Here is a 19627-nt window from a genome sequence, read left to right on the forward strand (position 1 = left end):
GTGAATTCAGAAGCCTATTATCCGGCGATTGGCCCGGCCCTGCCCAAGCACATCAAGAAAGGCCATCAGCTGATCTTCAGCCGCCAGGATCTCTCCGCCCGCGAGGCCGACCTGTTCGCCCTGATGATGGCCCACATGAAAGAGCCGGACTGGCATCACAACACCCCGGTTTACCGGTTTTCCTGCAGCCAGCTGTCGGAATGGCTCGAGATTGACTCGCGCCACGTCGCCTCGGTCCTCAGCCCGGTTGCCGAGCGGCTGTCGATGCGCCAGGTCGGCCTGCGGGCCCTCTCCGACAAGGGCGAGGAAGAGTTCGACTACATCCCGTTTTTCAAACGCCTGGCCTACAAAGACGGCCACCTGGTGATGATCCCCAACGACGAGCTGCGCACCGAGTACATCGAATACAACCAGGGCTTTGCCCTGATCAACACCCGGCACTTCTTCCACCTCAAGAAAGAATACTCCAAGCGTTTATATGAGCTGCTGAGCCGGTTTAAAACCGAAGGCACCGCCATGAAGGCGCAGAACATCGATGATCTCAAAGGCCTGTTCGGCCTGCTCGATGAAAAAGGCCGGCTCAAAGCGGACAAAAGCTCATTCAAAAACAACAGCGTATTCATGAAACGCTGCATCCGCGACAGCATCGAGGAAATTTCGACCAACCCGCAGACCCGCAAGGAGCTGCTGTTTCTCACCAGCGACAAGGGCGAGAAAGGCTATCAGCTGATCAAACGCGGACGCAAAATCGTCGGTATCGAGTTTCTCTACCGCTGGCTGGAATCCGCCACCGTCCAGGAGCTCAACGATCAGGATGCCAAAGAAACCATCCGCAAGCTGGAGCTCAAGCGGCTGCAGGGCGGAGAAAAGCTGACCGTGGCCGAACTGCGCCGGCTGGCCGATGCCTATCGCGCCGTCGAGCGCTTCGAAACCGCCGATGAAATCGAGCAGAGCATTGCCCGCCGGGAGCAGGAAGCAGCCCGGAGCCAGGCGCAGGAGAGCGCGCAGGATGAAGATTTTGAAGCCATGCTGGCCCGCCTTGAAACCCTCAAAGACATGAGCGAGCACCCGCAATATTGATCACATTTCTGGCGTCAGCGCGATTTGACGCCAGAATTGTGTTATTTATATCCGCATCAGCCGGATTTCAGGTGGGTAGAAAGACTCACATCCCGCGATTTCACCGAATAAATAACACATTTATGGTGTTGCACAGGACCGACGCCATAAATGTGTTATCAATACACCACAATTGTGTTATCTGTACGCCATAAAAAGGATCAATAACACCAGAAATAAGATCAATAACGCCATAAATGTGATCAAACAAGCCAGAAAAGTGTTATCTGTACGCCATAAATGTGATCAATAAGGCCTTTTTTATTTTTAAAAATCAGATAGTTACAGCGCCTATAGATCTTATAGATCTAATAGTGTTTATAGTAATAATAGAAATATAGATCTTATAGTCACTGTGGATAAGTGGAAAATCTTCGATTTACACACTTCCCCACAGCCCAGGGCAAAATCCTTTCTCTCTTTCTTTTTCAGAAGCTTAAGGCACCCCCCGCAAAAATCCCCTGCCAAGCCCGGATCCATCGCTCACAACGCGTTACAGCGCCTCTAAGCATGGTAAACCTGCGTGTTCCCCGAAGAACTGCCGAGATAAAAATTGGAGGCAGATCAAGCTGATAGTCATTTACTTTCTTTCACATATGCAGCATTATAGCGTTCAAGCTAAAAAGCTGCACATTAAAGGAAGACATCGAATGTATGATCCCAAACAGTTGATTTCCCGGGTTGCCGAGCGCTCCGAACGGATGCTGGCCTCGCTGACGACTCAGATCCGTGAGCAAAAGGCCGAGCTGGCGCTGGATACCTATTACCAGGTGTACTCGAAAGCAGCCGTGGCCAAGTTGCCGAAACTGAGCAAGGCGATTGTGGATAAAACCGTTGGGGAGATGGAGGCGCGCGGCTATTGCTTTGAAAAGCGCAAAGCCGGCACCTCGGAAAAATACGCGATGTCGATCCAGAACATTATTGATATTTACCAGCACCGCGAGGTGCCGAAATACCGCCGGCGTCATCCGCAGGCATTCACCCTGTTTGTCGGCAACCTCAAAGGCGGGGTCTCGAAAACCGTCAGCACCGTGTCGCTGGCCCACGGCCTGCGCACCCATCCGCATTTGCTGCAGGAAGATCTGCGGATCCTGGTGATTGATTTGGATCCTCAGTCGTCGGCGACCATGTTCCTCAACCATACCCAGGCGGTCGGCTCGGTCGAGACCACGGCCGCCCAGGCGATGTTGCAGGATATCAGCCGCGAGGAGCTGCTCGATGAGTTCGTGATCAGCTCCGGGGTGCCGGGGGTCGATGTGATCCCGGCCTCGATTGAAGATGCCTTTATCGCCTCACGCTGGGAAGAGCTGTGTGCCGAGCACCTGCCGGAGCGCAATGTTCACACCGTGCTGCGCGACAATGTGATCGACAAACTCCAGGGCGACTATGACTTTATTTTCGTCGACAGCGGCCCGCACCTCGATGCCTTCCTGACCAATGCCCTGGCATCGTCCGATCTGCTGATGACCCCGATCCCGCCGGCTCAGGTCGATTTTCACTCGACGCTGAAATACCTCAACCGTCTGCCGGAGCTGATGAGCATGATCAGCCACTCCGGCACCGAGCTGCGGGTGCAGGGCAATATCGGGTTTATGTCGAAACTGGCCAACAAGGCCGACCACAAGCTGTGTCACAGCCTGGCCAAGGAGATCTTCGGCGGTGATATGCTCGATGTCGCCCTGCCCCGTCTCGATGGTTTCGAGCGCTGCGGCGAGTCGTTCGACACCGTGATCTCCGCCAACCCGGCCACTTATGTCGGCAGCAGCGAAGCGCTGAAAAATGCCCGTGTCGCCGCGGAAGATTTTGCCAAGGCAGTATTTGATCGCATTGAATTTATTCGTGCCAACTGAGGTCCACCATGACAACTAAACGTAAAACCATTGGCCGTACACTCAGCGGTACCACTTTTGACAGCGCGCCGGCCGCGCCTGCGGGCGCAACGCGCACCTTTACCCTGGCTTCCGGGCAGAGCGCCACGTTCACCCTGAAATCCATTGCGGCGGATGCGCTGAAAGATAAAACCTTTGTGGAACTCGCCACCAACGGCCGCGATCAGGACGCCCTGACCGAAGCCTCGGTGGCCGATATCACTCGCACCCTCACCCTGCAGCAGTTCTTCCCGGCTATCGGCCGCGAAGTCGGCGACAAAATCGAGATCCTCGACGGCTCCCGCCGCCGGGCCGCCGCGCTGTTTGCCGGCACCGGCCTGGAGGTCCTGGTGACCCAGGATGCGCTCAGCAGTGACGATGCCCGCCAGCTGGCGGCTGATATCCAGACCGCCCGCGAGCACAACCTGCGTGAAATCGGGATCCGCCTGTTGGTGCTGCGTGACGGCGGCATGAGCCAGAAAGAGATCGCTGCCAGCCAGAACCTGTCGGCAGCCAAGGTGACCCGGGCGATCCAGGCGGCCTCGGTGCCGGCCGAGATGCTGCAGGTGTTCCCGGACCATGCCGAGCTGGCCTACCCGGACTACAAACAACTGCTGGAGATCGCCACAGCCATCGCCGGCAAAGGACTGGATATTGCCGATGTGATTGCCCAGGTGATGGTCGATCACGACGAGCTGGCGCCGGAACTGGCCCCGGATGAAGTCAAAGCGGCGCTGATGAAAGCGTACCGCCGGGCCGCGGATCAGCAACTGGCCAAACCGGCGCCGAAGAAAGCCAAAATTGAGCCGCTGTGGCAGTTTGACGATGCCAATATGTTTGCCCGCAAGCGCAGCAAGGATCGCAACTTCAGCTACGAGTTCAGTCGCCTGCCGAAAGCGGTGCAGAAAGAGCTGGATCAGGTAATTGGCGAGACACTGGCCAAGCACCTGGCGGAGTAGTTTTTCATTTACGTTGACAAGGCGGCCTCCGGGCCGCCTTGTGCGTTTGGAGCCGGAAGCCGCTTGTCAGAGATATTGCGCTAAATGTTGGCGAAGAACCTGGATATAGTTGCCGATCTCATCGGCGAGATCTCCAGATAGCTGGTTGGTAAATTCCTGATCCATGAGTAGCCGAATCACCCGATCGCTTGATTCTTGCAAGACGATGAGGTCACGGTGATATTTCCATTTAGGCATATATTTCGTGCTGCGTTCAAGCTCCGAGCATTGCGCCGATAAGCAGGAGGCAAGTGCCTGATGGAGCGCCGGATGCTCGTCTCTCAGACAGTAAGCGCCCAGGTAAAGGGAGCCGCCGCAGGCTTCTACCCCAACACAATACCGGGTATCGTCTTTGTCCGGATAGAACCAGACACCGAAAGTTCCGCCGTTAATACAGCTTTCTGCGTCTTCCTGGCTTGATGTGCTTGATTCGATTTCCGCAGTGGTTTGATCTACAACGCGGTCCTCTATTTTTCTCGCAAGCTGTGAGATGAGTTCCGCATGAAATTTAACTTTTGCCTGCTGGATATCATCAATGAGGGCAATCGGGCTATTGCCAGCCACAATTTCTTGCTGAAGGTACTGTTTAAGTTCGTTCATGTAGTGCTCGTTTTGTCCGGTATGCGTTAGTTGCTGGATGAGTTCGAGATACTGGCCGATGTTCTCCCTAAGAGCTGGGTGATTGACGGCTTCTTTCTGGCATGTTTTCAACCATTTTTGCATGCGATCAGCGTAACTCAGCAGGTGGTAATGCTCGGAATGGAGAAATGATTCAGGGATATTTCCGAGGCTTTGCTCCGTCGGCTCCTTACCGTTGAGGGTGAGATAGATCAGATGAATGCTCTCATCGGTCACGCGGGCGTTTTTGATTGTGTGGTAATAGCGGGCAAGTTGCTCTTCCTGATCGCCGGCATGGATTTTGTTTTCGATGATAATGGCCTGGTTGGCCTGATTACGGATCAAAATATCGATATTATCCCACTCTTTTTCCACCGAGCATTCTCCCTGCATGTCGAAGTCGTCGATTTTCAGGGTCTCAAGGAAGTGCTGCAGGAATCGGCGGCCCATGTTATGGCTACCCTTCGGATCGAGCAGTTCGGCAATAAACCGCGAGTGAAGACGGACTTCGTCTGTGCTGCCTCTTAACACGCTGAATAGATTAAACCCTGGCGGGCTCTGGTATCTGTCCCGTAATAGAGAGGGGAGCCGGAAAAAATTCGCAATACTAGAGGATTTTAAAGGGTCCATGTCTTGCCTACGTGTCGTGAAATAACGGTAGTGCATACTATGTCATACATTTCTTGAGAGATATTTTGTGTCAGTCAAGGTTTTGCGTCTGAACCGTCTTTCTCATGCACCTGAGAAAGATAACTCGTAGCCCTGCCCGCTCAATGATTCTCCAATACCTCCTCTTCCTCCCCGAAACTTCCTAAATTTCACCACGCGAATTCCACGCTTAACCCAATGATATACCTAATTTTCTAGTGATAATTTCTGCCTGAAATCGCCAGGGTTTTCAGGTGTCAGAGAATCTGGTGTTGAGCTTCTGTAGGCCGCTTGCCCCACTCTGCCGCATTCCCGGCTCCTCGTTAGTGCAGGATGACGGGTATTATTATTTTCTTTGTAAATCTTTTATCAGTGATCCAGTAACCGTCAATACCATCACAGGAATGAGGTAACAGATAAATATCTTGAGTGAGACAGTGGCCTCATTCCCTCGGGATGATTAAAGTTGTCGTAGATAGATTAAATTCCAACACGTTTTAGACATAACCTCATGAGCTGGGTGCACCATGGCTGACATACATTTAACTCGCGCAATTCACAAGAATACCAAGGAAGTTGTATCCATCGAGAGTGTACAAAGTGGGCTGCAAGATGATGTGGTGTGTGCTTGTTGTAATGCAAGGTTGATTGCTAACAAAGGTAAGGTGAAGCGATGGTACTTTTCGCATTACGGCAAGACAGAATGTGCGGGCGCATATGAAACGCAGCTTCATTTAACAGCCAAAGAATTTTTCAGTCATAACGGGGAAATACCTCATCCATTGGAAAATGGGTGGGTTCCTCTGGAAGAGTGCGAAATCGTAAAGATAAACCCGGATTCGGTTCGGGTTGAAATACATGATGATAATAGAGTTCCTGATCTAATCGTTGACATTGGCAGTGAACGCTACTGGATTGAGATTGCAAATAAGCATCAGTGCGACGCATCTAAAGTTGCAGAGGCTCGCCAGTCAGGGCGGAACATTATCGAAGTGGATGTGTCCTTTCACAGTGACCTAGATGTGTTCAATTCCACCCGGGGTTGCATGTTTAAGGTGCTTTCTCTAAGCCCGTTTAACGACCTTCATGAGGCGGTGGCTGAGAGTGCCCGAGTTAAGCAAAGAAAAGCCCGCGAGCGTTCTCGGGTACTCAGAAATTCGATGAAGTCGATGGATGTTATAGAAAGGCGGATTCAGAATCAAGAGCGTGACTTAAAGGAGCGCGAGATAAATTATGAGAAACGGTTGCATAACCGTCGATTAAATATAGAAGCGCAAGAGAAAGTTCTTGTTGAGTTAAAGCTGTCAATAGCTGAGTTTGAGCGCCGTAAAGCCGTTGTTCAACAAGAATTTGAAATGCTGAACGCCAGTAAAATAGACGCATACAACCAAGCTCGGGCTGAGATGGAGAAGGAGCTTTCAACAATGAAGCGAACGGCCTGGTCCACGATAACGGAAGAGCTGACGTTGGAGAAAAACAGGCTTCGGCAAGAGTACGTTGATAACATTCTGGTTGATGGTGGGGTGTTGTATAAGCGGGCGATAGCAGACTTACAAAAGTTCAGGAACGATGCCACTGATTTTTCAAAGATGAAACGCTCTGAAGCCGATGAGTACGTGAATGAAAGGCGACAGGAGTACAGAGAACTTATGGCAAAGATACGTACTGTAAGTCGTGAACTTGACTCGAAGAGCTCCGCATTGCGCCTCTCTAAGACTGGGTTAGAGGCCACTATCGCAGTGCTACAAGACAAGGCGGGAACGATAGAGCAGGAAGTCAAGATGAAGTCTCGCAAACTTGATGAGATCAGCAGTACATTTAACTTGCTCGCCAGTTATGGAGATAAGGTGGATCAGGTTCGTGAGTACCATGAGGCTAAGAGTGATGTCCGCCATGCGACCTGGCAAATGCAAAAAGATCTTGAGTTATTACGCGATGAGAAGCGTAAAACATTAGAAACCATTGAATTCGAAAAAGAAAATTTCGATATAGTTATCAAGGCAATTAACTCTTATTGTAACCAAATTAAGTCGCTGCCCAATGATAAGGTAAAAGAAATTTCAGGCTTGGATCTTCCTGATTTCATTAGTCAGAGATTAAAGAAGAACAGTGCTTTCTGGCCCACGAAGCATGAGCATGTTCTTGATGATATGGCTGAGAATATAATTTTCTGAAAAATGGTCATGCTCTCCTCTACGATTGGCTGCCGCGCACACGCCTGCTCTACACGCAACTCCGTGTATTTTTGTTTTTACACGCCATGCCGTGTAAAATAAGTTTTACCGGTTATCGCGTGTAAGGAGCCGCCGATGAAAGTCACTTCCGCCCATCAGCTCAGTCATCTGCTGCAGGATCAACGCAAGCAGCAGGGCCAGTCCCAGTGTGTGATTGCCCGCAAGGTCGGGCTGCGCCAGGACACCGTCTCGAAATTCGAAAACGCCCCGGACGGAACCCGGCTCGATACCCTGTTCAAGCTGCTGGCAGCGCTGGATCTGGAGCTGGAGATCCGCCCGCGCGGTGAAGCTGCCCCGGCGGCCACGCAGTGGAAGGAGGAGTGGTAAATGGCCGATCTCACCATCGCGATGAACGGCTACCCGATCGGCACCCTGCACCGCTCGCCGTCCGGTGCCCATGAGTTTGGGTATGACGAGAGCTGGCTGAATACGCCGGGAGCGCGTCCGATCTCGCTGTCGCTGCCGCTGGGTCGGCGCCGGTTTAAAGGGGAAGTGGTCTATAACTTTTTTGATAACCTGCTGCCGGACAACATGCAGATCCGCCAGCGGATTGTTGCCCGCCATCATGCGGCTTCGAGCCAGCCGTTCGACTTACTGGCCGAGATCGGGATGGATTGTGTCGGCGCGCTGCAGATTTACCCGTCCCGGCGTCAGCCGGAAGCGGTGCGCACCATCCACTGCAAGGCGCTGGATGACACGGCCCTGCGCAATATTCTGCTGGGCTACCGGGTGGATGCGCCGCTCGGGATGATCAGTAGTGAAGCGGACTTTCGGATCTCCATTGCCGGCGCGCAGGAGAAAACTGCCCTGCTCCGGCAAAACGGCCAGTGGTACCTGCCGCTCGGTAGCACCCCGACCACGCACATTCTCAAGTTGCCGATCGGCGCGATACAGAGTCCATCCCACACCATCGATTTAAGTGCCAGCGTCGAGAACGAGCTGGTCTGCCTGCGCCTGGCGGCCGCGCTGGGGCTGCCGGTTGCCGAGGCGGAGATGTTGACCGTGGGCGACATCCGGGCGCTGTCGGTCACCCGCTTTGATCGCCGCCTGGCGTCCGATGGTCAGTGGATCATGCGCCTGCCGCAGGAAGATTTCTGCCAGGTGCTCGGGGTTTCGCCGGGCCTGAAATATGAAAGCGACGGCGGTCCGGGGATTGTCGAGATCATGACTTACCTGCTCGGATCGGTGCATCCGGAGCTGGATCGGGCGACGTTCATGCGCGCCCAGGTGGTGTTCTGGCTGCTGGCCGCAACCGACGGCCACGCCAAGAACTTCTCGGTTTACCTGCTGCCGGACGGTGCTTTCCGGTTGACCCCGCTGTATGACATTCTGTCGGTCTATCCGGTGATGGGCGGCGCGGGGCTCTCGGAGCGCAAGGTGAAAATGGCGATGGGACTGCATGGCAGCAAGGGGCGACACTACAAGTGGTATTCCATTTTCCCGCGTCATTTTCTGGCCACGGCCCGTGCCGCCGGATTTGATGAAACCGCGATGCAGGCGATCCTGGATGAGGTGCGGGACAAAGTTCCCGCGGCGGTGGCATCTGTGCGGGCATCGCTTCCGGCTGATTTCCCGGCCAAGATCAGCGAAGCGATTTTCGCTGGCCTGCTGAAACGGGCGCAGCGGATGGACTGAAATTCACCACGTTGATTTCATCATTAAGATATTGATTTTAAGTTGTTTTTATTGGCGATTTCAGGGTGAAATCGCCAGGGTTTCGGGGGGGAGTTTTGGATAGAAATGTGTTAGATCTTTTACTTTAATGGCACAAGGATAGGTTAATAAGCACATCGCTACCGAGCTAAACTTGGTTCTTACGCTCAATAAACTCTGCAAATTTTAGGTGTCCCTTTAATTTTGGCATATCGTCTTCAGAAACTTTCCCTTTCTCAACCATATGGCGATATGCTCTGATTTTATTTCTATAGCCTTTGGTTAATGTAACTTTATTTTCCTTAACTAATAGTCCGTGAACTTTCAATCTTTGCCCTTTTTCAGAGTCAGAAAAATAAGTTTTATTTTTGTTAAGTGAAAATGGCGATGCTTCAAAAATAGACTCTATTTCATGGGAAATATCTTCGTTGAACACATTTTTACCCGAGAAAACTATATCATCCGCATAACGTGAAACCTGCAATTCATATTGATCAGCCAGCTCTTTTATCTGCCTATCTATATCCTTCATGACGAGGTTTGAAATCACTGGGCTCGCAGGAGAACCCTGGGCTAGTCGGAAGTTAAGTGAGCAAATATTAGCGAGTAGCGTTGCTGATTCTTTGGAGTAACCAATGGTTTCTAAAGAATCTGATATTTTTAAAATTGTAATTGCAGGGAAAAAGTCCTCAATGTCGACTGAGTAGACCCACCTAGCTCCCTGATGGATTATAGCCGCATCAGCAAAAGATTTACCTTTCACAAAGCCACACACATGAGGTTCAAATGAGATAGCACTACTTAGATGAGTCCCGAACCACTTTTGAACCACCTTTAATGCAACTCTTGGCGAGTGGATAGTACGAACCTTCTTGCCTTGCTGAATCTTAAAGCTTCGATAGAACTTGTGTTGTTTTTTGGACAAGGCATATACAAAATCAAGTGAATAGCCAAATAGTACAGCTAAACAAGTTTCTGAGGCTACAGGAGGGAGCTGCTGTAAAAACAGTTCTTCTATTTCCTGTTGATAATTCTCACGATGCTTTTCAGGTAAGGCAGCTAAGAATTTCTGGAATGAATGAAAAGAAACTAGGAGCGGCGCGGCATTCATGACACTGTACTTTTCATAAAATTTACAACGATGGACAAACGTCCAGCCGGGCGAAGCACGGATGGACGTTTGTCCATCGGTGTTTCTGTGTCTAGCCTTCGCAAACGGGCATGATACACACCCTCGCGACAATTCTTCGCCGCTCCGTAGTTGAATTTCACCATTTTCTTCTTCCTAAATCAAGTGCGCGTACAATGTCTGAATTGTTGCGGCTCGCTATCTTTGGCAAGACGTTCAAGCCGTGAGCTGTCAATGCATATGTTTCTGTTGCCTGCTCTCGCACAAGAAATCGCTTTTTAATTAACTTATCAAGTTGTTTGTTCAACCAGTTTTCTTGTAATGATGGATAACCCTCATGTAAACAGTCATATACTTGTTTCAATTTCACAGGCTGTAACTTTTTTGTAACCGTTAATAATTCAATTAATGAAGGCAGCTCAATTTCATCCCACTGTAGCGACTGCACTTCAATTTTGGCTGAGGTTAAAATTGTTTTTAAAAAGGTTTCAATTGTTTCCTTTTTATTGATTTCCACAGCATCAGAAAATTTAATTGTTACACTCACCTTTTGAGAATTTAAAAAATAAACCTGCGCCCCATCGATAATGTCGGGGAAAGTTGTTTTCAGCAATGTTTCAAAACCTTCGCTCATCTTTGCTAGACTATCTGAATCCGATAATATTAACTCACTATCTACGTCGTATTCTTGTTTTAGCTTTCTTTGCAAATTATCCAGCTGCTTTAGCGACACAAATCCTTTTTGAGCCCTTTCACTGATCTTGTCTTTTGGCACATATAGAACGACGCAACCATCAGACGTTCGAACAATGACATCGGAAATAAAATACTCAGCCTGTATTTCGTCTAAATTATGGATCGCAGGTTGATTAGACAAGGCCTATCTCCTTCCAAATTCGCTTGAGCTTCGCACAGAGCCTTTCCGCTTGGCTTGGCCATTGACGTGCTGTGGTTAATTTATGCGTGCTCAAATAGATAACACCACCATCTTTTGTTGTCTTAATTTCTGGCTCATAGTCGGCTAAAATTCGTGCATCGTATGCAAGCTTTAGCAACTGCGCTAATTGATTCCCGGTGGCGTTCAAATCTCCCAGCAATCGACTCTCATCACCTCTATCAAGCAACCCTGACCTTACTTGTTTCGTCAAAGCTGCTTTAGCTGGCTTACGCAGGCCATTTTCCAACAATTTCGGAATTTCAGCATGCGCAGTTCCTTTCCAGTTGGGTTTCATAAATCCAAGTGTTTCTCTAGTAATAAGAAAAGCTGCGTAGTAGTACCGATTGAATGCACTTCTTCCTAACAAATCTGCATGGTTAGGATCTGTATCGTTCAGTGCCAATCGTTCTAGTTCGCTACCCACATATCGCATCAATAATGCTCTTCTATATACCCACAAGATTTTTGAGACAGCTCTCTACCTAAACCAAATTGAACCAGTGTTACTAGGCCCGTAGAATGATTTGAGGTAGGAAACACGCGAATCGCGTGTTAATGACAAAATCTACACCTTAATGGCCAACGGTTCAACGAACTAAATCAACCTATTACCATCGTATTAGCATAGAGAAACGGTGCGTTTCACAAGCTCAACACCACCCTACGGCCGTTTTAAACCTGTGGGCTAACTTACTTTGGATCAATTTTAATTTACCCTGCGCCCTGCCCGCGTCATGGCTCTCTAACCCTCCCCGAAATCCCCCGGAACTCACCACGCGAATTCCACGATTAACCCTATGATATTCATCAATTTATGTGAATAATTTCAGCCTGAAATCGCCAGAAGTTTCAGGCGAATCAGCGTTCACGGCCACCTGCCCTTCTATTCCCTCTCTTTATGCTTCAGCGATGCAGTTCAGAACGGGTGCGGCAGGGCCGTGAGCTCGGATAGCAGCAGCCAGGCCCCGATGGCTATCCAACCGTTGCTGATGCTTTTGAACCGGATCACCACCAGGTAGCGGTCGACGAGCAGGATCGCGGTCATCAGGACCATCAGCAGCAGGCTATGCCCGATCATCAGTACCATGGCAATCATCACCAGGCCGCATTCCAGGGCGCACTGTAGCCAGGTTTTCCGGGCATAGGTCATGATACTGCGATAGACCCGGAACCCGGATACATGCACCACGCCCAACCGACCGCAACGGCTCCTGAATGCCTTATTGGCCGGGTGTTGTCCCCAGTATCCGGCAGCGAAAAACAGGGCGATCGCAGTCCAGCTGAGGGCCGCTGAAGAGAGGTCTGCGGCTTCGGTGACGGTGCCGGCCAACCAGGTGATGCCTGAGAGCAGAATGACCCAGCCACCGCTGTAGCAAGCGAAAAATAGCACCATGGCCGGAAGGCGGTGCCGGGCATTCAGCGAGCGGGCAATGTGCAGCAGGTGGCCGGCTATCATCGGCAGCATCATTGCCGCGATCATCAGTATCAATGTTGCGAGCTCGCCGTGAGACGTCTGGTGTATGGCGTGGCTCTCCATCGTGTGCGCCGTATGCGGGCTGTTCGCCAGCGCGCGGTAAGCGAGGGTGCCCCAGGCCGCGGCAAATAGGGCCACAAACAGGCCGGCGCTGATTTTGTATTTGCCGATATAGTCGGGATCGATCCCGAGGGTGTTCAGCATAGTAATCGCCCCGCCGGTCCGGGCGCGGGGCAATCCCCATGGTCTGGTGAGTCGAATCATCGCATGCTCTCAGTGTGCGGGTGCAGCCGGATTTGGCCGCACCCGGTGGGGTCAGGATACCGAATGGAATTCCAGCGAAATTTTCTGGATGGTGACAACCCCGCAATCTGTGGTTTCACCGTCCGGGGTCAGCTGTACCGTCAGGGAGCGTTTGTCCAGCAGGCGCTGACAGACCGCCAGGACGTGTTTTTTCGGTACTCGGACCGTGGTGGACATCGGCGCCTCGTCGAACAGCTGGGTTTTGCCGTTGACCTGGGTCGAGCCGAAGAAAGATACAACGCCCAAATCCCATTGGTTTGTCGCCCGGCCGTCCGGATCATGTTCGATAAGGGTCACCCGGTAGTTGACGGGGATCCCATCCGTGACCACACCCTCGAGTTTGACTTTGGCGGCCCGGATCTGGGTCGGGGTGTTGGTCGCCTGTGCCAGGCTCAGGGTATTGCGGAAGGATTTTTCCTCGAGCAGGTGCAGTGTCTCGGATTTGGCCTGGTCGGAAATCGTCATCGGTTGATTCATGTTGCCGACAATCAGGGTATCGATATCACTGGCTTTTTTAATGGCCATCGGCATCACCTCCCGGTTGGAAGTCAGGGCCGCGACGCTGACTTCCGGTGCTCTGCTCGCTTCAACATCACGGATAAACTGCGACAAGCCGCTTGCCGACGTATAGGTGTAGCTGATGGTTTCGAGAACCTGGTCATCTGGCGTTCGGATCACAATGTTGTCGGTCTCGGAGAATTGATCCAGCAGCAGGCTGACATCTTTGACGCTGCCGTTGTGGAACCATTTGAACGCATACTCGACACCGGGATAAGGCGGACGGTTGTCAATCAGCACCTCGCCGCCCAGCTCGGTCCAGATCGCCCACAGGCGGTCGATATTGGCATGATGCAGGTAGAACAGCGGATCCAGACCGGCGGTCAGGGTGCTGCCCATAGCCCCGCCGACACCGTTGTGAATAACATTGTGCGGGGTGCCTTCCAGTGAGCCGCCGTCATTGTCCCGGCTGCCGCCGAATTCAAAGAACGGCTCGTCGCTGACACTCTCGACGGTGCCCTCGTAAAAATCCAGGTTGTTGTGAAGCCTGCCCGGGAAATAAAGGGCGGTGTTTGGATTTTTGAACGATTCGGGGATCACCATATTGGTAGGTCCGGAGGTGGTGTAGTCCCAGTAAGGCAGAGCCCAGTTGTCCGGTGCGTCCGGCATCTCGCTGAGCACCGCGCGGATCGCATTTTCAAAAGCCAGCAGGTACTGCCGGTGCCAGGCCAGGAAATAAAATGAGCCGTGCGGACACTTGGCGAGGAACTCCCGGTCGCTGGGGCTGATCTCGTTCTCCAGGCCCGTGACCCACGGCTTGCCGTTGTCGTAGGTGGCATGCCAGAACGGGGACCGGAAATAGTACTGGTGTACGGCGGCCCACCACCCCCAACTTGTGGGATCGGAGACGTCCCGGCCGCGCATCAGGCTGACGGCCTTTTCATACCAGTAAAGCGGATCGGACGGGTTGGTGGCGCATTGGTCGACGACGTTAGTGCGAAGTCTGGGCGACATGGTGATTCCTCCGTGATAGGGATAAGGACGTCGCGACCATCGACTAAACTGCAGCCACTACCTGCTGACGTGGGTGTGACTATAAAGCTAGTCCAAATCGTTTCCAGATCAAGTCATATTGTGTCGAGGGCAGCGCCGTTACCGGGAGGACAAAGGGACTGACCCTGTCCGTTTTCCCGGCCGAGATCAGTGAAGTTATTTTCTCCGGCATGGTAAAGCGGGCGCAGCGGCTGGGCTGAAATTCACCATGCCGATTTCATGGCTAAATTGTTGAATTTTAATGGTTTAAATTGGCTGTTTCAGGGTGAAATCGCCAGTTTTTGGGGGCTGGGGATAGCTTTGGACAGAAGCCAGTTCGATCTTTTGATCTAACTGGTAAGGTTCGGATGAAAGAGTGTATGGGTCAAGGTAAAGCATTTCCTATTTTCAACATAGAAAAGTTGCATCAGACTTTGCCCTGAATCTCACGGCCAATAAGCTAAAAACAACAAACATTTAATGTGATGTAGGTAGTAAATGCAGTCAAGCGCAATGCAATTTATGACAAACTCAACTTATTTAACATATTTATATTGTCGAAAAAGGCACAATTGCAGCAAATACAAACAGTTGGATGGAAACCGTTAATGAATAAATCTGGAATTGCTTTCTCTTTTCTATCGGTAGCGCTTTTAATGGGGTGTAATGGAAGCAGCGGTAGTAATGACGTCGCCACAAACACAGGTACTGAGGCAGGCACTAACACAGGCACTAACACAGGCACGAATAATGCCGCACCGACTACATATACATTTATAGATGAGCCTGTAAAAGGGCTTTATTATGCGTCCGCAACGCAATCGGGCTGTACCGACGAAGATGGGCATTACAAAGCGATGCCTGATGAATCAGTAGAGTTCTATATCGGTAAGTGTGACGAAAATAATGAACCTACGCTAACTGATCAAGCGATCATGATTGGTATGGTAGAAACACCACTATCTCATACAACGCCATACCATCTTCAAGTTTCATCAACAAACACTGTTAGTGTCGACCCTATAACTGTCGCCACAATCCTGAAAACCATAAACCGAAGCAGTGATTCCGAGAGAATTGATTTAACAGGTTTGCTGTTTAACAGCAACGGTGTCGACCTTCGGAAAACTATACAAGATTTAATCGAGTCTCCTGGCACAGCCGCTTCAACTGTTTTAGACACCGCACTTTATAACAACATCGTTTTGGCTAACACCAATAGTAACCTTAATTTTGTACAACCTGGCTTTCTTGATGAAAGTACCGTCAAGTCAGAGCTAAGCAGCACACTAGGGAAATTGGTTGAGTCAAGCGCATTCACGGTCGAGGATGTCGCAGGCAAGACAATCCTCACGAACGGAAAAGATACCTACGCTTTTGCTGAGAGTTATACCACAGGCTACACTTTTGCTTTCAATGGTCACCTGACAGTTAATAATGGTAGTAGCTATGACTGGGGGATACTTGGTGTGGACGGTAGCGGTATGGGTGACAAAGGTGACTTACGTATTGATGTCGGTGCATCAACACCGATTGTTGTCAAACCAGTTGGTATCAGTGACACATACTGGGTAGTCTCTGTAGATGGCGGCAACTCTGAAATTTGGACTGTTGAGAAAAACGATTAATCTACATTCTCTTCTCTGCGATTAAGTATAACGACCACGCTATGTGGTCGTTTAAATGATCATGGTAATGATTCGTGGCTCTCCAACACTTCCCCTCTCTTCCCTAAATCCCTTGACATTACCCACGCCGGATTTACGTATAACTTATTGATATAAATTGCCTTTGTGTGATAATTTCAGCCTGAAATTCCCATCGGTTTCAGGGCTGTTTCACGTGTTCGACAGGGGCGCTGCGGTGACACCGATGCGCCCCTGTGTCCATGGTAACCTCGCTACGCGATCACCGGCATGTCGCGCCAGGTGCGCTCGTGCAGCAGTTCGCAGCCGGATGCGGTGATGACGATATTTTCTTCATGTACCATCATCCGGCCCGGGGCAAATGCCATGCCCGGCTCCAGGGTGATCACCATGCCCGGCTTCAGCTCCACATTGCCCTGCGGGACATGCGAGGGCCATTCGGTCAGCTGCATCCCCAGTCCGTGCCCCATGCGTCCGACGTCATTACCCAGAGCCCCTGATTTTTCCAGCACGGCCCACATGGCCTGCCAGAGCTCCCCGGTGGTCACGCCGGGCGCGGCAAGATGCAGCCCGGCCTCGGTGGCTTCATAGACTGCGTCGTAGGCACGTAAGGTTTCGGCGGGCATGCGGCCGAAGCCGTAGTTGCGGTCAAAGTCGCTGAAGTAGCCGTCGAAGGTGGCCCCGGTATCGATGATCAGGACATCACCCTCATCCAGGACCCGATCCGTGGGCCCCATGATGATGTTGTCATAGCCTCCCTGGCCGGAGGCGGAGATCAGGTACGGGCAGGCATCGGCACCCAGGCGCAGCATTTCCAGGTGCATGGCTTTACATGCGTCACGCTCTGTCATCCCGGCGCTGAGGTGACGGCGCAAATAGTCAAACCCGGCGGCGGTAACCTGGCAGGCAAAGCGGATCTTCTCGATTTCCGCGCGGGATTTGATGCTGCGGATGCGGCGCACGGCTGAGGACACATCGACCATCTGATGCTGACTCAGCTGCTGTTGCAGCGCCGCGTAGTTGGCGGCAGGCATCCGCAGGTGCGTTTCCGGCCCGAGCATGGCGCCGATGCGGTGGTGCCGCCCGGCCAGAGATTTTAAGGTGGCTGCCAGCAGCGAGATACCGTCATCTTCCGGTCGCGGGGAAGGCCAGCTCCGGACATCTTCGAGCCAGGTCTGCTCAAATCCTGCGACGCCGATTTCCGGGACCACGGCAATGGTTTTTCCGGCCGCGGGGACCACTAAAAACCAGGGCCGGGTCGGGCTTTCCCAAAACTGGCTTTTGAAGCCGCTGAAATAGCGGAACTCCGGCTCGGTGGTAAAGAAGACGGCATCAAGCCGCTGCGCGTGCATCTGCGCCTGGAGCTGGTTGGTGCGTTGCTCAAATTCTGCAAATTCAAAACCCCGTTGGGGGGCGATCAGGGTGTGCATGATATTTATCCTTACGAACATGCCGGCGCAACGGGCAGAGGATGAGATTTTCTCTTCCCGCTGCGCCTGTCTGTGGGGTTAGAACAAGAGATCTCGCGGCATCAGGGCGATACCCGGAAAATAAATCAGCAGCGCTGACATCAGGAGCAAGATCAGGAAGAAGGGGAGCGTGCCCTTGATCACTTCCATGTATGGTTTTTCAAAGATGGCGATGGCGGTGAAAATGTCACAGCCGAACGGCGGGGTGGCAGAGCCAATGGCCATCTGCAGGGTGACCATAACCCCGACCAGGACCGGATCCAGTCCTGCGGCCTCAATGATGGGCATGAAAATAGGGGTTAAGATCAGCAGCACGACCAGGGAGTCAACGAACATGCAGCCGACGAAAAATGCTACCGCGATGACAAACAAAATATATTCAGGGGAGGCGTGTTCCAGGTTGAGCGGTGCCAACAGCGCTTGCGGGATCTGCTCAAACGAGATGTACCAGGAAAAAGCCTGGCCGACCCCAACCAGCACAAAGACGACGGCGGTGATCAAGCCGGTATTGAGCGCGGCATCGCAGATATCGCTGAGCGTTAGTTTGTGGTAAATCACCGATTCAATAATGATGGCGTAGAGCACGGCGAAGGAGGCCGCTTCGGTCGGTGTCACGATGCCGGAGTAAATCCCGCCGATGATCAGGGCCGGAAATCCCATCGGCAGCATGGCTTTCTTGATGGCCGCTATCTTTTCGGCCGTACAGGCTTTTTCGACCAGGCTCAGGCTGTCGCTGTGCTTCACGCTGTAGCCGTAACTGAAGAGTGAAAACAGCAGCGCCAGCACTAACCCGGGGCCGATCCCGGCAATGAACAGTTCGCCCACGCTGGCGTTGGCCAGGGTCCCGTACAGGATCAGGCCGATGCTCGGCGGGATCAAAAAAGCAATATCACTGGCATTGATGATGAGCGCCATGACAAAGCTGTCTTTATAGCCGGCCTGCAGCAACTTCGGGCGCATGATTTGCCCCACCGACACTACGGTGGCCTGGGTGGAGCCGGACACCGAGCCAAAGAGGGTACAGCTGATGCAGGTGGTGATCGGCAGCCCGCCGTGTAAATGGCCGACAAAGGCCTGGATCAGCCCCAGTAAGTTATGTGCCGTATGGCCGCGGGTCATGATGTCTGCGGCGAGGATAAACATGGGGACCGCGATCAGTGCATTCGGCGAGATCCCGGTGACCATTTGCTGGATCAGGACCTGGGGATCAACCTGCGAGAAATGTATCAGCCCAATCAGCGCCCCGATTGCCAGCGGCACAATCATCGGGAAGCTGAGGAATAGGAAGACGACCATGACGACCACCAGAGTGAAGGTGATCACGTAAATGTCAGGCTCGCCGGCGATCACATCGGATAAAAACTGCGTGATACTGCTCATGAGTATTCCCTCGCCTGTTCCTGTTTATTTTCGATCATGTCGAACGAGAGATAAATATCATCGTGGATGAGGTTCATCGCCAGGCTCATCAGGTATTGCAGCCCTGCAATGGCGAACCCGACCGGGATGATGGCGTAAACCCAGAAGACCGGCAGTTGCAGCGCCGGGCTGAGGCGGTTCATTGTTTTCAGCTCAGCGACATAGAGCAAGGACTGGTAGGCCAGGTAAAACATCAGCAGTGAGGTGATCAGGGCGATCAGCGTGGTCAGGTGTTTCTGGGCCCGTGGGTCGAGGGCGTCATACACGGCGGTCATGCGGATATTGCGGCCTTTGCGGACGGCATAGGCAAACCCGATAAAGGTCACAGCAACGATTAAAAACTGGTTCAGCTCTTCGGCAAAAAAGAGACTCTGGTTAAAGGCATAACGGCCGATGGCGTTGGCCGTTGAGTTCATCATCATGATGAGAATAAAACTGGTGATCAGCACACGCTCCAGCGTTTCTGTCACCTGGCTGATCTGATGGAGTATTCCTTTCATATCGATACGCTCCTTGTTCGCTTTGGCCCGGATTGACTCGGCTTTGATATCCACGATCTGGTCAAGACTGCTGATGCAGGAC

General features: G+C 52.0%; 16 protein-coding genes. 7 read left to right on the top strand and 9 right to left on the bottom strand.

Features of this window, described 5'->3' with window-relative positions; all coding sequences use genetic code 11:
* The 3 genes from NH461_RS25360 (at position 1) to NH461_RS25370 (ending at position 3946) form a co-directional block, all read left to right on the top strand.
* Positions 1–1080, top strand: coding sequence for a replication initiation protein (locus tag NH461_RS25360; RefSeq protein ID WP_261604667.1), 1080 nt, complete (start codon positions 1–3; stop codon positions 1078–1080).
* A gap of 689 nt (positions 1081–1769) precedes the next feature.
* A complete protein-coding gene (locus NH461_RS25365) occupies positions 1770–2969 on the top strand; it encodes an AAA family ATPase (RefSeq protein ID WP_261604668.1) in 1200 nt (399 codons plus the stop codon).
* Between the two features lie 8 nt (positions 2970–2977).
* A complete protein-coding gene (locus tag NH461_RS25370) occupies positions 2978–3946 on the top strand; it encodes a ParB family protein (protein WP_261604669.1) in 969 nt (322 codons plus the stop codon).
* Positions 3947–4012: 66 nt separating this feature from the next.
* Here the strand turns inward: NH461_RS25370 and NH461_RS25375 are convergent, their stop codons facing one another.
* Entirely contained in the window at positions 4013–5233 is a 1221-nt protein-coding gene (locus NH461_RS25375) for a PD-(D/E)XK nuclease family protein (protein WP_261604670.1), read from the bottom strand.
* 545 nt (positions 5234–5778) lie between these two features.
* On the opposite strand from NH461_RS25375, the gene NH461_RS25380 reads away from it, so the two are divergent.
* The 3 genes from NH461_RS25380 (at position 5779) to NH461_RS25390 (ending at position 9120) form a co-directional block, all read left to right on the top strand.
* Positions 5779–7425: a competence protein CoiA family protein gene (locus NH461_RS25380; protein ID WP_261604671.1), complete on the top strand. Its 1647-nt coding sequence runs from the start codon at positions 5779–5781 to the stop codon at positions 7423–7425.
* A 135-nt stretch (positions 7426–7560) separates the two neighbouring features.
* Positions 7561–7812, top strand: coding sequence for a helix-turn-helix domain-containing protein (locus tag NH461_RS25385; protein WP_261604672.1), 252 nt, complete (start codon positions 7561–7563; stop codon positions 7810–7812).
* On the top strand, positions 7813–9120 hold the full coding sequence (locus NH461_RS25390) for a type II toxin-antitoxin system HipA family toxin (protein ID WP_261604673.1): 1308 nt from the start codon (positions 7813–7815) through the stop codon (positions 9118–9120).
* A 166-nt stretch (positions 9121–9286) separates the two neighbouring features.
* Here the strand turns inward: NH461_RS25390 and NH461_RS25395 are convergent, their stop codons facing one another.
* The 5 genes from NH461_RS25395 to NH461_RS25415 form a co-directional block, all read right to left on the bottom strand.
* Positions 9287–10249, bottom strand: coding sequence for a reverse transcriptase family protein (locus tag NH461_RS25395; RefSeq protein WP_261604674.1), 963 nt, complete (start codon positions 10247–10249; stop codon positions 9287–9289).
* Between the two features lie 157 nt (positions 10250–10406).
* Positions 10407–11144 (bottom strand): hypothetical protein, encoded by a 738-nt coding sequence (locus tag NH461_RS25400; protein WP_261604675.1) that lies wholly within the window; start codon positions 11142–11144, stop codon positions 10407–10409.
* Positions 11137–11637 (bottom strand): hypothetical protein, encoded by a 501-nt coding sequence (locus NH461_RS25405; RefSeq protein ID WP_261604676.1) that lies wholly within the window; start codon positions 11635–11637, stop codon positions 11137–11139. The genes NH461_RS25400 and NH461_RS25405 overlap by 8 nt, the downstream gene beginning before the upstream one ends.
* A gap of 483 nt (positions 11638–12120) precedes the next feature.
* Positions 12121–12942, bottom strand: a complete 822-nt coding sequence (locus tag NH461_RS25410) for a DUF2182 domain-containing protein (RefSeq protein WP_261604677.1) — start codon at positions 12940–12942, stop codon at positions 12121–12123.
* A gap of 51 nt (positions 12943–12993) precedes the next feature.
* Entirely contained in the window at positions 12994–14493 is a 1500-nt protein-coding gene (locus tag NH461_RS25415; protein WP_261604678.1) for a tyrosinase family protein, read from the bottom strand.
* 626 nt (positions 14494–15119) lie between these two features.
* Here NH461_RS25415 and NH461_RS25420 point away from each other — a divergent pair.
* Positions 15120–16139, top strand: a complete 1020-nt coding sequence (locus NH461_RS25420) for a hypothetical protein (protein ID WP_261604679.1) — start codon at positions 15120–15122, stop codon at positions 16137–16139.
* Between the two features lie 272 nt (positions 16140–16411).
* Here the strand turns inward: NH461_RS25420 and NH461_RS25425 are convergent, their stop codons facing one another.
* The 3 genes from NH461_RS25425 to NH461_RS25435 all read right to left on the bottom strand — a co-directional run bounded on the left by NH461_RS25425 (position 16412) and on the right by NH461_RS25435 (position 19545).
* The gene (locus tag NH461_RS25425; RefSeq protein WP_261604680.1) at positions 16412–17587 is read right to left on the bottom strand and encodes a M24 family metallopeptidase; all 1176 of its coding nucleotides are present in this window, start codon (positions 17585–17587) and stop codon (positions 16412–16414) included.
* A gap of 78 nt (positions 17588–17665) precedes the next feature.
* Entirely contained in the window at positions 17666–19006 is a 1341-nt protein-coding gene (locus NH461_RS25430) for a TRAP transporter large permease (protein ID WP_261604681.1), read from the bottom strand.
* Entirely contained in the window at positions 19003–19545 is a 543-nt protein-coding gene (locus NH461_RS25435) for a TRAP transporter small permease (protein WP_261604682.1), read from the bottom strand. The genes NH461_RS25430 and NH461_RS25435 overlap by 4 nt, the downstream gene beginning before the upstream one ends.
* Positions 19546–19627 lie beyond the last annotated feature (82 nt).

Source organism: Photobacterium sp. TY1-4 (genome assembly GCF_025398175.1).
Lineage (GTDB): Bacteria > Pseudomonadota > Gammaproteobacteria > Enterobacterales > Vibrionaceae > Photobacterium.